This is a genomic window from Stenotrophomonas sp. MYb57, assembly GCF_002966815.1.
GTDB classification, from domain to species: domain Bacteria; phylum Pseudomonadota; class Gammaproteobacteria; order Xanthomonadales; family Xanthomonadaceae; genus Stenotrophomonas; species Stenotrophomonas indicatrix.
In genome coordinates this window covers 2,934,150-2,947,700 of the sequence record NZ_CP023271.1, presented here as the reverse complement: position 1 = coordinate 2,947,700, position 13,551 = coordinate 2,934,150, and the positions used below count along the sequence as shown (strand labels likewise).

Annotated in this window: 14 protein-coding genes; 7 read left to right on the top strand and 7 right to left on the bottom strand. The window is 67.3% G+C overall.

Annotation, left to right across the window (positions count from 1 at the left end; genetic code table 11):
- The first annotated feature begins 67 nt into the window (after window positions 1-67).
- Together CLM74_RS13595 and hutC are read left to right on the top strand one after the other, a co-directional pair.
- The gene (locus tag CLM74_RS13595) at window positions 68-1,438 is read left to right on the top strand and encodes a formimidoylglutamate deiminase (RefSeq protein ID WP_105164321.1); all 1,371 of its coding nucleotides are present in this window, start codon (window positions 68-70) and stop codon (window positions 1,436-1,438) included.
- A 28-nt stretch (window positions 1,439-1,466) separates the two neighbouring features.
- The gene (gene hutC, locus CLM74_RS13590) at window positions 1,467-2,195 is read left to right on the top strand and encodes a histidine utilization repressor (protein ID WP_093819095.1); all 729 of its coding nucleotides are present in this window, start codon (window positions 1,467-1,469) and stop codon (window positions 2,193-2,195) included.
- A gap of 135 nt (window positions 2,196-2,330) precedes the next feature.
- On the opposite strand, the gene CLM74_RS13585 is transcribed toward hutC, so the two are convergent.
- The 3 genes from CLM74_RS13585 to CLM74_RS13575 form a co-directional block, all read right to left on the bottom strand.
- A complete protein-coding gene (locus CLM74_RS13585) occupies window positions 2,331-3,347 on the bottom strand; it encodes a restriction endonuclease (protein ID WP_105164320.1) in 1,017 nt (338 codons plus the stop codon).
- Between the two features lie 238 nt (window positions 3,348-3,585).
- On the bottom strand, window positions 3,586-4,077 hold the full coding sequence (locus CLM74_RS13580; protein WP_105164319.1) for a phasin family protein: 492 nt from the start codon (window positions 4,075-4,077) through the stop codon (window positions 3,586-3,588).
- Between the two features lie 81 nt (window positions 4,078-4,158).
- On the bottom strand, window positions 4,159-4,434 hold the full coding sequence (locus CLM74_RS13575) for a polyhydroxyalkanoic acid system family protein (RefSeq protein WP_025876985.1): 276 nt from the start codon (window positions 4,432-4,434) through the stop codon (window positions 4,159-4,161).
- A gap of 125 nt (window positions 4,435-4,559) precedes the next feature.
- Between CLM74_RS13575 and CLM74_RS13570 the strand changes: the two genes are divergently transcribed.
- The 4 genes from CLM74_RS13570 to aroA all read left to right on the top strand — a co-directional run bounded on the left by CLM74_RS13570 (window position 4,560) and on the right by aroA (window position 9,315).
- Window positions 4,560-5,369 (top strand): FHA domain-containing protein, encoded by an 810-nt coding sequence (locus CLM74_RS13570; protein WP_025876986.1) that lies wholly within the window; start codon window positions 4,560-4,562, stop codon window positions 5,367-5,369.
- A gap of 236 nt (window positions 5,370-5,605) precedes the next feature.
- Window positions 5,606-6,691 carry a 3-phosphoserine/phosphohydroxythreonine transaminase gene (gene serC, locus CLM74_RS13565; protein WP_105164318.1) on the top strand — a complete coding sequence of 362 codons (1,086 nt, stop codon included), beginning with the start codon at window positions 5,606-5,608 and terminating at the stop codon, window positions 6,689-6,691.
- Between the two features lie 51 nt (window positions 6,692-6,742).
- On the top strand, window positions 6,743-7,933 hold the full coding sequence (gene pheA, locus CLM74_RS13560) for a prephenate dehydratase (protein ID WP_025878757.1): 1,191 nt from the start codon (window positions 6,743-6,745) through the stop codon (window positions 7,931-7,933).
- Window positions 7,934-8,007: 74 nt separating this feature from the next.
- Window positions 8,008-9,315 (top strand): 3-phosphoshikimate 1-carboxyvinyltransferase, encoded by a 1,308-nt coding sequence (gene aroA, locus CLM74_RS13555; RefSeq protein ID WP_105164317.1) that lies wholly within the window; start codon window positions 8,008-8,010, stop codon window positions 9,313-9,315.
- A 158-nt stretch (window positions 9,316-9,473) separates the two neighbouring features.
- On the opposite strand, the gene CLM74_RS13550 is transcribed toward aroA, so the two are convergent.
- Window positions 9,474-10,043 (bottom strand): energy transducer TonB, encoded by a 570-nt coding sequence (locus tag CLM74_RS13550; RefSeq protein ID WP_105164316.1) that lies wholly within the window; start codon window positions 10,041-10,043, stop codon window positions 9,474-9,476.
- Between the two features lie 118 nt (window positions 10,044-10,161).
- The gene (locus tag CLM74_RS13545; protein WP_025878754.1) at window positions 10,162-10,806 is read right to left on the bottom strand and encodes an energy transducer TonB; all 645 of its coding nucleotides are present in this window, start codon (window positions 10,804-10,806) and stop codon (window positions 10,162-10,164) included.
- Between the two features lie 113 nt (window positions 10,807-10,919).
- Between CLM74_RS13545 and serS the strand changes: the two genes are divergently transcribed.
- Complete coding sequence (gene serS, locus CLM74_RS13540; protein ID WP_025878753.1) at window positions 10,920-12,200, top strand: serine--tRNA ligase; 1,281 nt, start codon at window positions 10,920-10,922, stop codon at window positions 12,198-12,200.
- A 201-nt stretch (window positions 12,201-12,401) separates the two neighbouring features.
- On the opposite strand, the gene CLM74_RS13535 is transcribed toward serS, so the two are convergent.
- On the bottom strand, window positions 12,402-12,752 hold the full coding sequence (locus CLM74_RS13535) for a variant SH3 domain-containing protein (protein WP_033831455.1): 351 nt from the start codon (window positions 12,750-12,752) through the stop codon (window positions 12,402-12,404).
- 135 nt (window positions 12,753-12,887) lie between these two features.
- A complete protein-coding gene (locus CLM74_RS13530) occupies window positions 12,888-13,475 on the bottom strand; it encodes an NAD(P)H-dependent oxidoreductase (protein WP_033831454.1) in 588 nt (195 codons plus the stop codon).
- Between the last annotated feature and the right edge of the window lie 76 nt (window positions 13,476-13,551).

Sequence of the window (13,551 nt, the reverse complement as noted above, 5' to 3'; positions counted from 1 at the left end):
GGCATCCACAACGCAGCTGTGCTTATATGTCTATACAATATAGGCGTCCAATTCGGGTTGTCCAGCCATGTCCGATTCGCGTTCCGCGCACTCCTTCCATGCCGCCCACGCCCTGCTGGCCGACGGCTGGGCCGCCGACGTCCGCCTGCAGGTGCAGGACGGGCGCATCGCCGAGGTCACGCGTGGGCAGGCTGCGCAGCAAGGCGATACCCGCGTGGGCATCCTGGTGCCGGGCCTGCCGAATCTGCACAGCCACGCCTTCCAGCGCGGCATGGCCGGCCTGACCGAGATCGGTGGCGGCGACGGCGATAGTTTCTGGAGCTGGCGTGAACTGATGTACCGCTTCCTGGCCCATCTGCGCCCGGATGCAGTGCAGGCCATCGCCGCCCAGGCCTACATGGAGATGCTGGAAAGCGGCTTCACCCGTGTCGGCGAATTCCACTACCTGCACCACGATGCCGATGGCCGCCCCTACGCCAATCGCGCCGAGATGAGTGTGCAGATCGCTGCTGCGGCCGCGCAGACCGGCATCGGCCTGACCCTGCTGCCGGTGTTCTACGCCCACGCCGATTTCGGTGGGGCGCCGCCGAACCCGGCGCAGCGCCGCCTCATCCATGATGTAGACGGGTTCGCGCAGCTGCTTGATGGCGCCCGCACCGCGCTGGCCACGCTGCCCGATGCGGTGCTCGGCATCGCCCCGCACAGCCTGCGCGCGGTGACGGGCGAGGAGCTGAGCGCACTGCTGCCGCTTACCGATGGCCCGATACACATCCATATCGCCGAGCAGGTGCGCGAGGTCGAGGCCTGCCTGGCGTGGAGTGGCCGGCGACCGGTGCAGTGGCTGTACGAGCATGCCCCGGTCGATGCGCGCTGGTGCCTGGTGCACGCCACCCACATCACCGACGACGAGCGCGAGCAGATGGTCGCCAGCAAGGCCGTGGCCGGGCTGTGCCCGATCACCGAGGCCAACCTGGGCGACGGCCTGTTCCCGATGCAGGCCTTCGCGCGCGAGGGCGGACGCTTCGGTGTCGGCTCCGATTCCAACGTGCTGATCGATGCCGCAGAAGAGCTGCGCCTGCTGGAATACGGCCAGCGGCTGACCCTGCGGGGTCGCAATGTGTTGGCCTCGGATGCCGGCCGCAGCACCGGGCGCTTCCTGTTTGAAGGGGCATTGCAGGGCGGTGCACAGGCGCTTGGTGTGGCTGCCGGCCTGCAGGTGGGTGCCAGCGCAGACATGGTTGAACTGGATGCCGCGCACCCGGCGTTGCAGGCGCGACACGGTGACGCATGGCTTGACAGCTGGGTGTTCGCCGCACGTAATGGCGCGCTGCGATCGGTCTGGCGCCATGGCCGCCAGTGCGTGGCCGACGGCCGCCACCTGCAGCGCGAGGCCATCACCAGCGCTTTCGCCGCTGCCCTGCGTGGCGTGCTGGGCTGATCGCCTCCCACCATCGAGACTCCACCACGTGAAGGCCAGCAAGTCCGCCACGCTCAACCAGCGCATCCGCAGCGACCTGGAAAGCCGCATCCTCAGCGGAGAGTGGGCGCCGGGCTTCCGTATCCCGTACGAGCACGAACTGATGGAGCAGTACGGGTGCTCGCGGATGACGGTGAACAAGGTGCTGACGGCGCTGGCCGAGAGCGGCATGATCGAGCGCCGCCGCCGAGCGGGCTCCTTCGTGGCTCGGCAGCCACCGCATCTGGAGCAGGTGGCGCTGGAGATCCCTGACATCGCAATGGAGGTCGGATCGCGCGGACATCAGTACGGCTACCGGCTGCTGCAGCGTGAACTGCGCCTGGCCGAGGCAGCCAATGCCGGCGAAGTGGAACTGGCCGGCAGTGAGCAGTTGCTGGCGATGCGCTGCCTGCATCTGGCCGATGGCCGGCCGCTGGCGCTGGAGCATCGCCTGATCAGCCCGGTCGGCGTGCCCGAGGTGCTGGAGGTGGATTTCAGCACCACCGCGCCGGGCAGCTGGTTGCTGCAGAACGTGTCGTGGACGCGCGCCCAGCACCGCATCAGCGCCTGGGGCGCCGATGCGCCCACCGCCAGGCTGCTGGACGTGAAACCCGGTACCGCCTGCCTGGTGATCGAGCGCCTGACCTGGCGCGGCGAACAGCCGATCACCCGCGTGCGCCAGATGTTCCTGGGCGATGCCTGGGACCTGGTCGCCCGTTTCGCGCCTGGGGCGCGATAGGGGCGAACCCACGCTCGGCTTCTTCCCTGGGCGCTTTCAGCCAAGCGGGAATGAATCGCCGTGAGTAGATCCACGCCATGCGTGGATGTGGTGCCGAGCAGCCGAGCGAGCTCGGCACCATCATGCCTCAGCCCATCAATACGTCGCGCACTGCCGCCAGCGCACCGGCTCATCCACACCGGGGCGGGCGTTGAGCTGCACGCGCACGTTGCGCAGGGCGGGGTAGCGCAGCACTTCCTGGCACACGCGTGGCCACACCGTTTCCAGTTCACCGGTGCGGTTGATGGCCAGCGTCTGCCGGGTCAGCCAGACGCCGCTGGCGATGCCGGATTGCCCCGCCAGCGCGCGGGCCAGTTCGGCCTGGTAGCGGTCCAGCGTGGCAGCGTCCGGGTTGAGATTGCTGCGCGTGTCGTCGCCATTCTGCGGCGCGGCTGCGGCGACCATGGGAGCGGGCGCATTCGCGGCGCTTTCCGGCGCGGCGGGCGTCGGCACAGGACGTGCAGCCGGCGGTGCGACAGGTGCAACGGCCGGTGCCGGGATCGGGTCCGCCTGTTCCGGGCGCAGGCCCTGCAGGCCAAGCCCGACCAGCAGGCCCAGCGTCACTGAGGCCAGTGCGGCGATGGCAATGCGGCGCAGCGCCTCATGGCGGGCGATCGCTCGCACGCGGGTGTCAACATCGGCCGGCAGGTAGGGCTGCAGCAGTGGCCACAGGCGCGGACCATCGATTACTTCCACTGCCTGCTTTTCCGCCGCGCCCAGGCCATCGCGTTCAACCCGGCCTTCGGTGATCAGCATGCCGCCCTTGGCGCCTGCCAGTCGCGCGGCAGCACCCAGTTCGTTCACCGCAGCGGTGCCGATGCGATAGGCCAGGCCGTGCTTGCACGACACCCGCCAGGTGTTCGGTCCATCGCTGAGCAGGAAATCGCTGCTCGGCTCGCGGCTTTCCTCGCTCGGATCCTGCAGTTCACGCAGGCCGCGCTGCTCGCGCAGCATGCGCTTGATCAGCGTGGAAAACTCACGCCAGTGCATGCCCGCCAGAGCCTGCAGGCCCAGTTGCATTTCGGTACGTCGACGCTTGAACCACCACAGGTACACGGTGGCCAGGGTGCAGGTAAGCAGGGCCGACAGCAGGGCCAGAATCCAGGGAAGCATGCAGGGCGACGACGGAAGGGGCGAAAACGGAAGCCCACAGTGTAAAGGGCCGACCGGTTGATTGCGTCAGGGTGTTCCCGACAACAACCGTGATGCAGCCCGCAGATCTGCATGCGCCAGACACGAAAAAACCCGCCAATCCTGAAGCCGTGAGGGGAGGGAACAAACGGCAGCCGAAGCGATTGGCGGGTTCTACGCGATTGTCAACGAAAATTTATTGCGTTGCAACAAAGGCGGTTCAGGGCGTGCTGCCCGGCGACTGGTGGTTGCCCGGCGAGGGGGCGTCCACGTCGGTGGAGGCACGGTGTTCGAGCTTGGCCAGGCGCGCGGTCAGGGCAGCGATGCGGGCTTCCAGCGCGGTCACCTGATCGGCGGTCGGCACGTGCAGTCGCTTGAGTACGCCCTGCACCTGGTCATCGAAGGCCTTGTTGACCTTGTCCCAGGTTCCGGACGCCTTCTCGCGGGCTTCGTCCAGCGAGTGTTCGACGTTGTCGCGCCAGCCCGGTTCCTGCTCGCCGCTGCGTTCACGGCGGCGGGCTTCCCAGGCTTCGCCTTCCTTCACCAGGCCATCGAAGAAACGGCCTCCCTCTGCCTGCGCGCGCCCGAGGGCGCCCAGACCAGCCAGCCAGACCTGCTGTGCCGAATCGCTCAGCTTGCGCGAAAAGCGCTCTGCCTGGTCGCCGAAGCCGGCATCGTCGTCGCGGCGATCGTCATTCTCGTAACGGTTCATTGCATTCCCCGTGGGAGTTGGGCCTATCCCCGAGAGTAGCGCGGCGCGCCGTTGCTGGGCCGTGATGGCCGCAGCGCAGGTTCAGCCCAGCTTTTCCTTCAACACGCGCTGGATCTCGCTTTCCACCATGCCCTTCATTGCCGACAGCAGGAAGCCCAGCTTGGCCGTGACCCGCACCGCGCCCGGCTGCAGTTCGATCGCGCCGTCCACGCCACTGCCGGAGAAATTCAGCACGTCGGCGGCCCACGACGACTTCAGGCCGAAGCGTTCGCCCAGCTTGGCGGCAACCTGCTCGATCGCTTCACGTGCCTGGGTGTCGGGCAGGGTGTGGGCGTGGCGGACATCGATGGTGGACATGCAGGCTCCTGGCGCAGGGCGGGGATCAATTGAGAGGGCGAGCATTGTGCGCATCGACGGCGCCCACGCCAAGCGCTCATCGCAGGTTCTTCTTCGTGGGCGGCCAACCTGCTAGTCTGCGCCGCGTGCAGAACCTGCTAGTTCACTTCAGTCAACAACAACAGCCCGACCAGCCGCTGCGGCCCGGGGTGCAGCGCATCGTGCGCCAGGCAAACGGCAGCGTGCGCCTCGGTGATGCCGGCAACGGCGCGCTGCTGCTTGCGCAGTTCTGCATGGACGACCGCGGCCTCTGGCTGCAGGTCGGCAACGGTATCCGTGGCATCCATGTGAATGGTCGCCCGGTGCGGCGCATGGCCCTGCTGAGGGCGGGCGACGCGGTCTACGTCGACGGCGTGGAAATGGTCCTGCAGGGCGAGGTCGACACCCTGCTGCAGGCACCGGCGCCGGCAGCCAGCGTCGAAGGCAGCGGTGACGAGCAGCGCCTGCTGCGCGGTGTGGGCGGCCTGCACCACGGCCGCAGCTACCCCCTGTCGCGCGCGCGGGTGATTGGCCGTGGCAGCGATGTCGACATCGAGATCGATGAGCCTGCCTTCGCCGAACAGCACGCGCGGGTGGAAGTCCATGGCGAGCGGGTACTGCTGCGCGACCTGGGTAGTGCCGATGGCACCCGGGTCAACGGCGTTGCCGTACGCCACTGCTGGCTGCAGGCCGGCGACCAGGTCGTGTTCGACGGCCAGCACCGGTTCGTGCTGGAAGTGCCGCATGACCCGCGCCGGCGGCCGCCACTGGCCGATGACGAAGGCAGCGACGAAGCCGAACAGGCACCGGTGGTACCGGTCGCTCCGCGTCGGGTGCGGCGCTGGCCGTGGCTGCTGGGCAGTGCGTTGCTGCTGGCAGCCGTGCTCAGCCTGCTGCTCTGGTTCGGCGCGCGCTGAATTCGTTCCGCCGTGCATGGCCCGGCGCTACCGCCCGGACCAATCCGCTTTGGGTAGTGCCGGCCGCTGGCCGGCAACCTCGGTGAACCAAGGTGATTGCAGTTGCCGGCCAGCGGCCGGCACTACCAGTGCCGCCGCGGCAAATGGATACGGATGCAACCAAATTTCCCTTGCGCCACAAGGCCGCAAGGCTGGTGCAGTGCGGCATACTAGGGGTCTTGCCCCACAGGTGTGCCATGACGCGCGCGTTCAACTTCAGTGCCGGCCCTGCAACGTTGCCGGAATCGGTCCTGCGCCAGGCGCAGGCGGAAATGCTGGACTGGCACGGTAGCGGTGCCTCCATCGTGGAAATGAGCCATCGCGGTCCGGAGTTCATGTTCGTGGCCGCGGAGGCCGAGGCCGACCTGCGTCGCCTGCTCGACATTCCCGAGGACTATGCGGTGCTGTTCCTGCCCGGTGGCGCCACCACCCAGCAGGCGTTGATCCCGCTCAACTTCGCCAGCCCCGGCCAGCGTGCCGACTACGTGGTCACCGGCCACTGGGGCAAGACCGCAGTCAAGCAGGCCAGCCCCTACGTGGACGTCAACATCGCCGCCAGCAGCGAGGCCGAAGGGTATCGCCAGCTGCCCGAGCGCGCCGGTTGGCAGCTCTCTCCCGACGCCGCGTACGTGCACATCACTGCCAACGAGACCATCCATGGCGTCGAGTTCCGTGATGTGCCCGAGACCGGCAACGTGCCGCTGGTGGCCGACTTCAGTTCATCCATCGCCAGCGAGCCGCTGGATGTGCGCCGCTACGGTGTCATCTATGCCGGTGCGCAGAAGAACCTGGGCCCGGTCGGCATCGCGGTGATGATCATCCGTCGCGACCTGCTGGAGCGTAGTGGCCAGCCACGCGCGGACATCTTCGATTACCGCTCGCACGTCGCCCGCGATTCCATGCTCAACACCCCGCCCACCTGGAACTGGTACCTGGCCGGACTGGTGTTCAAGTGGATGCTGGCCGAAGGTGGCGTGGTCGAGTTCGCCAAGCGCAACGCCGCCAAGGCCGCGCTGGTGTACGGCGCCATCGATGCCTCCGGCGGCTTCTATCGCAACGAGGTCGCCCATTCGGCGCGTTCGCGGATGAACATCCCGTTCTTCCTGCCCAACACCGACCTCGATGCCCGTTTCGTCGCCGATGCCAAGGCCGCCGGCCTGCTGGCGCTGAAGGGTCACAAGGTGGTCGGTGGCATCCGCGCCTCGCTTTACAACGCCATGCCGCTGGCCGGGGCGGAGGCGCTGGTCGCCTTCATGGCCGATTTCCAGCAGCGTCACGGCTGAGCAATGAACGGCGCGCATCGTCGGGTGCGCGCCCCGCAACAAGGAATTCCGATGGCAAGCAAACCCAGCAAGAAGGCGTCGAAGAAGGCCGAGCCGGCCAAGGACAGCGCCACTTCCAAGCCCAAGGGCAAGTCGAAGGCAACCGCGGTGCCGACCCTGGCGCCACTGGCATTGGCCGATGTGCGTTCGAAGATCGACCAGATCGACCGTGACATCCAGAGCCTGATCGCCGAACGCGCACAGTTCGCCCACCAGGTCGGCAAGGCCAAGGGCAAGCTCGCCGCTGCCGTCGACTACTACCGCCCCGAGCGCGAGGCGCAGGTGCTGCGCATGGTGGTGGATCGCAACGAAGGCCCGCTCAGCGATGAGCTGCTGGTGCACGTCTACCGCGAAATCATGTCGGCCTGCCTGGCCCAGCAGGAGCCGTTGAAGATCGGCTACCTCGGTCCGGAAGGTACCTTCAGCCAGCAGGCCGTGCTCAAGCATTTCGGCCGCTCGGCGCTGGGCCTGCCGATGGCCAGCATCGAAGAAGTGTTCCAGGAAGTGGAAGCGGGCAACGCCGATTTCGGCGTGGTGCCGGTGGAAAACTCGGGGCAGGGCACCATCCAGATCACCTTGGACATGTTCCTCACCTCCAACCTGAAGATCTGCGGCGAAGTGGAACTGCGCGTGCAGCAGTACCTGATGTCGCGCAGTGGCCGCATCGAGGACATCGAGCGCGTCTACGGCCATCCGCAGTCGTTCATGCAGACCTCGGCATGGATGCGCGCCAACCTGCCGAAGGCCGAGAAGATCCCGGTGGCCAGCAACGCCGAAGGCGCGCGCCGCGCGCGCAACGCCGACGATGCCGCGGCCATTGGCGGCGAAAGCGCCGGCCATGTGTACGGCCTGAAGAAGGTCGTCACCAAGCCGATCCAGAACGATGCCGACAACACCACCCGTTTCCTGGTGGTGGGGCGCAACATCTTCCCAACCTCCGGCCATGACCGCACCTCGGTGCTGGTGTTCATCCATGACAAGCCCGGCGCGCTGTTCGATGTGCTCAGCCCGTTCGCGCGCCATGGCATCAGCATGAACCGCATCGAATCGCGTCCCTCGCACCATGGCAAGTGGGAATACGGCTTCTTCATCGACCTGGCCGGTCACATTGACGATGCGCCGATGCAGGCCGCACTGGCCGAACTGGAAGCGCACTCGGCGCAGATCAAGGTGCTTGGCTCCTATCCGGTAGCCGTGCCCTGATCCCTGCTGCGGCGGCTGCGGCCGCCGCTCCTGATGCACCGCCGGCGAGCCGGCGTTTACGGAACCATTCAACGATGAGCAACGCGCAGCACTGGATCGCCCGCAAGGGCCAGCCCCTGCAGGGCAGCCTGACCATTCCCGGTGACAAGTCGGTCTCGCACCGCTCGGTGATGTTCGCCGCACTGGCCGATGGCACCTCGCATATCGAAGGCTTCCTGGAAGGCGAAGACACCCGCGCCACCGCGCGCATCTTCAGCCAGCTGGGCGTGCGCATCGAAACCCCCAGTGCGTCGCAGCGCGTCGTGCACGGCGTCGGCATCGATGGCCTGCAGGCACCCAGCGCACCGCTCGACTGTGGCAATGCCGGCACCGGCATGCGCCTGCTGGCCGGCCTGCTGGCCGGTCAGGCATTCGACTGCACGCTGGTCGGCGACGAATCGTTGTCCGGCCGTCCGATGCGCCGCGTCACCGGTCCGCTGTCGCAGATGGGCGCGAAGATCGACACCGAGGAAGACGGCACGCCGCCGCTGCACGTGCATGGCGGGCAGACGCTGCACGGCATCGACTTTGCCTCGCCGGTGGCCAGTGCGCAGATCAAGTCCGCCGTGCTGCTGGCCGGCCTGTACGCGCACGGCGAAACCAGCGTCACTGAGCCGCACCCGACCCGGGACTACACCGAGCGCATGCTGTCCGCGTTCGGCGTGGACATCGCGTTCTCGCCGGGCAAGGCCCGCCTGCGTGGTGGCCAGCGCCTGCGCGCGACCGATATCGTGGTGCCGGCCGACTTCTCCTCGGCCGCGTTTTTCCTGGTCGCGGCCAGCATCATTCCCGGCTCCGAACTGCGCCTGAAGCAGGTCGGCCTCAATCCGCGCCGTACCGGCCTGCTGCACGCGCTGCGCCTGATGGGCGCGGACATCACCGAACAGAACCAGGCAGAGCAGGGCGGCGAACCGGTGGCCGATCTGCTGGTGCGTTACGCGCCGCTGAAGGGTGCGCGCATTCCCGAGGAGCTGGTGCCGGACATGATCGACGAGTTCCCGGCATTGTTCGTGGCCGCTGCTGCCGCCGAAGGCCAGACCGTGGTGACCGGCGCCGCCGAACTGCGGGTGAAGGAATCCGATCGCCTGGCCGCGATGGCGACCGGTCTGCGCGCGCTGGGCATGCAAGTGGACGAAACCGAAGATGGCGCCACCCTGCACGGCGGCGTATCGCTGGGCAGTGGCACCATTGAAAGCCACGGTGATCATCGCATCGCGATGGCCTTCGCCATTGCCGGCCAGATCAGCCATGGTGAAGTGCGCATCAACGACATCGCCAACGTCGCAACGTCCTTCCCGGACTTCGACGGACTGGCTCGCAGCGCCGGCTTCAACCTGGCCTGAGGTAGTCCCGGCGCCGCTGCGCTCGCCGGGCATGGCCCGGCGCTACCCTTCGGCGCCTGCCCCGGTAGCGCCTGGCCATGCCCGGCGGAATCCCAACGCGCGCGCAAAAAAAAACGGAGGCCGAGGCCTCCGTTTTCATTTCAGGCGTCAGCCGGTGATCAACGCTGTTCGGTACGGAAATCCACCGGCACGCGTACCACGCTGGCGACCGCACGACCCTGATGCATGGCCGGCTCGAACTTCCAGCCCTGCACGGTGTTCAGCACGGCACGGTCCAGATCGCGGCTGCGCTCACCACTGCGCGACACGATCGCAGCGTCGGTCACGTTGCCACGCGTATCCACATTCAAGCTGGCAACCACGCTGCCCTGCACGCCACTGCGCAGCGCAGCAGCCGGATAACTGGGCTTGCTGTTGCTGGCCAGCGGACGCGCCTCACGGTTGCGTACGGCCGGGGCTGCCTTGCGCTCGCTCTGCGCGGGCACGGCCTGTCGCGCAGCCGGGGTGGGCGTGGTGGCGACCGGCGTTTCCGTGGCCGGCAGCATGCGCTCGCTTACCGGCGCAGGCGCAACGTCGTCATGGCTGGAGAAACGCAGCCAGACCAGTGCCGCGGCGAACATCGCCACGATCAGGGCCAGCCACAGCCAAGGGGAGGTCGAGCGCGGCTCGAGCGCGCCGTCCTGCTGCAGTTGCGGCGAATGAAGGTTCTCGTGGGTGGTGGCAGTCATCGCAAACTCCTCACGTCAGTAACGACGCCCAGAGTGTTGCCCGAGGCGGCGTCGCAGCGTGTCAGCATTGCGTCAACGCAACCTGCAAGGTTCAGCTTTTCTGCGGGGAAGCGTTCAGTTACTGCGGCTTGAAGTCGAACGGCACTTCAATGCTGCCCGGCACCGGCTGGCCATTGCTGACCGCCGGGCTGAAGCGCCAGCGACGCACCGCGTCCGTTGCCGCGCGATCCAGTTCACGCGAACCGCTGCGCTGGATCACCGTCACGTTGTTCGGGTAGCCGGTGGCGTCCACCTCCACCCGCACCACCACGCTGCCCGCTTCACCGCGTCGCAGGGCGGCGGCCGGGTAGGCGGGCGGCGGCGACTGGCCGGCAATCGGCATCGGCTGCGCATTGGCGGTTGCCGGTGCCGCAGTGCCCGGCGCGGCCGGAGCGGGTTCAACCGTGGCCGGTGGCGGGGGCGGGGCGGTTTCCACCAGCTTCGGCGCATCTTCTTCGTCCGGCACCGGGGCCGGCTTGGCGTCTGGCATGTCGCTGGAACCTGCGGCAGCGGCCAGCGGCTCGGGCAGCGGTTCCACCTGGGCGGTTTCCTGCGGCGTCTGCGCGGCCGGGTCGGCACGGAAGAATTCCTTGTCGCGTCCGGTCAGCCAGACCAGCACGAACAGCAGGATGCCCACGCCGAAGGCGATGCCGGCGATCTTCAGGGCGTTGCGCGGGATATGCACGGTGAACGACTTGGCAGGCGACGGACGGGGAGCAGACATGGACCAGACCAGTACGGAATGCCTCGATTCTGCCACGGCCGGAATGAACCGGGCGGCAGAATTCCGTATAACAGGCGATAATCCCGTTCCTGTTACCCACCACGACGCCTGCCATGCTTGATCCAGCCCTGCTCCGCCACCAGCCCGCCGACCTCGCCGAACGCCTGCGCACCAGCCGCGGCTTCGAGCTCGACGTGTCTGCCCTGGAGTCACTGGAGGCCGATCGCAAGCGCATCCAGGTGCGGACCCAGGAGCTGCAGAGCCTGCGCAACAGCCGTTCCAAGGCCATCGGCCAAGCCAAGGCCAAGGGCGAGGACGTTTCGGCCATCATGGCCGAGGTTGCCGCGTTCGCCGATGAGCTGAAGGCCTCGGAAGTGGCCCTGGACGAGCTGCGCGAGAAGATCGACACGATCTCCATGGGCATCCCGAACATTCCCGCCGATGACGTACCGGCCGGCGCCGACGAGAGCGAGAACGTCGAGCAGTCGCGCTGGGGTACCCCGCGCCAGTTCGATTTCAAGGTACTCGACCACGTCGAACTGGGCGCCCGCAACAAGTGGCTGGACGGCGAGACCGCCGCCAAGCTGTCCGGTTCGCGCTTCACCGTGCTGCGTGGCCCGATCGCCCGCCTGCATCGCGCCCTGGCCCAGTTCATGCTCGACCTGCACAGCGGCGAGCACGAGTACCAGGAAACCAACGTGCCGGTGATCGTCAACGCCGACAGCCTGTACGGCACCGGCCAGCTGCCCAAGTTCGAAGAGGACATGTTCATCACCCAGCTGGGTGAGCAGAAGCGTTACCTCATCTCGACCTCGGAAATCTCGCTGACCAACATCGCCCGCGACGAGATCCTCGATGCCGAGCGCCTGCCGCTGCGCATGACCGCTCATTCGCTGTGCTTCCGTTCCGAAGCCGGCAGCGGTGGCCGCGACGTGCGCGGCATGATCCGCCAGCATCAGTTCGAGAAGGTCGAGCTGGTTTCGATCTGCCGCCCGGAAGACAGCGACGCCGAACACCAGCGCATGACCCGCTGCGCCGAAGTGGTGCTGGAGAAGCTGGGCCTGCCGTACCGCAAGGTGCTGCTGTGCACCGGCGACATGGGCTTCTCGGCCATCAAGACGTACGACCTGGAAGTCTGGCTGCCGTCGCAGGAAACCTACCGCGAGATCTCCTCGTGCTCGAACTGTGGTGACTTCCAGGCCCGCCGCATGCAGGCGCGCTGGCGCAACCCGGCCACCGGCAAGCCGGAGCTGGCGCACACGCTGAATGGCTCGGGCGTGGCCGTAGGCCGCGCGATGATCGCAGTGATGGAGAACTACCAGAACGCCGACGGCAGCATCACCGTGCCTGAAGCCCTGCGCCCGTACATGGGCGGCATCGAAACCATCGGCTGATCAGCCGGTAGCGCCGGGCCATGCCCGGCGGCCTTCTGATGGGTGCCGGCCATGTCGGCACCGCATCCACGCATGGCGTGGATCTACTGAGGCGGTGTGGCATCCACGCATGGCGTGGATCTACTGACGCAATGCTGCATCCAGGCGCTGGGGCTTAGGGCTTTGCAGTAGATCCACGCCATGCGTGGATGACGCAATCCATCAACCTGCTACGCGCAGCTTCTCCAGCGGTACCCAACCGGCCTCGCCAGCCGCCGGCACGCACCACGCCCACCCATTGAGCGTGCGCACGCCGCGCAGGTGCTGCCCCGGGTCCACATCAAGCTCCCGCGCGCAGTAATCCTCCGTGGCAAACGCGCCACCCTGCGAATCGCGACCGATCACCGGCGCCGGCACGAACCCCGGCTGCTGTCCCTCGGCCTCGCACAGAAACCAGTCCTCCCAACCCTCGGGCCCCTCATAACGTTCGCCCACCACCAATGCCTGGCCACGGTGCAGGGTGATCGGGTGCGGAAATTCGCTGCGGTGCGCAGCCATCACGATGTAGTCCATCGCCCCATGGTGGCAAAAAAAAGCGGCCCCGCAAAAGCAGGGCCGCCAGGGTAGGGTGGGCCGGGATGGGGGAGGGAATCCCGGCCCGCGTTCAGCGCCCAGACGAGGGAGAGAGGCGCCGAACGCTGGAACGCGTTACGCCGCTGCCACTTCCGCCGCCTCATGCGACGGCAGCGCTGCCAGTGCACCGGCAATGGCGTCTTCGCGGTGCTGCGGCGAATAGGCGATGCCCTCGGCACGCACAAACTCGATGTCGTTGATGCCCCAGAAGGCAAACGTCTGGCGCAGGAAGGGCTCCTGGAAGTCCGCCGGCGAATCGGTGTAGATGCCGCCACGGCTGCTGACCACGATCACCCGCTTGCCACCGGCCAGGCCCACCGGGCCGTTCTCGGTGTACTTGAACGTGCGCCCGGCCACCGCCACGCGGTCGATCCAGGCCTTCAGGGTGGAGGGCACGCTGAAGTTGTACATCGGGGCACCGATCACCACGATGTCTGCGGCCAGGAACTGCTCGAGCACCTGTTCAGCATCAGCGGCCTCGGCCGGGTCGGTCTTGGCCAGCGAGCCGCTGCGCAGATGCGGTACCGGATTGGCGTCAAGATCGCGATAATCAACCTGCAGGCCGTCGATCTGCTGCTTGAACTGGGCCACCACGGCGGCGGTCAGGTGGCGGGAGACGGAGTTGTCGCCAAGCACGCTGGCGTCGATGTGCAGAAGCTTCATGGCAGTACCTATGTTCGGGAGAGGTGGCGGGCTTGCCGCCGACGGAGAGAACGATAGGTTGTTGCATCGGCGGGAT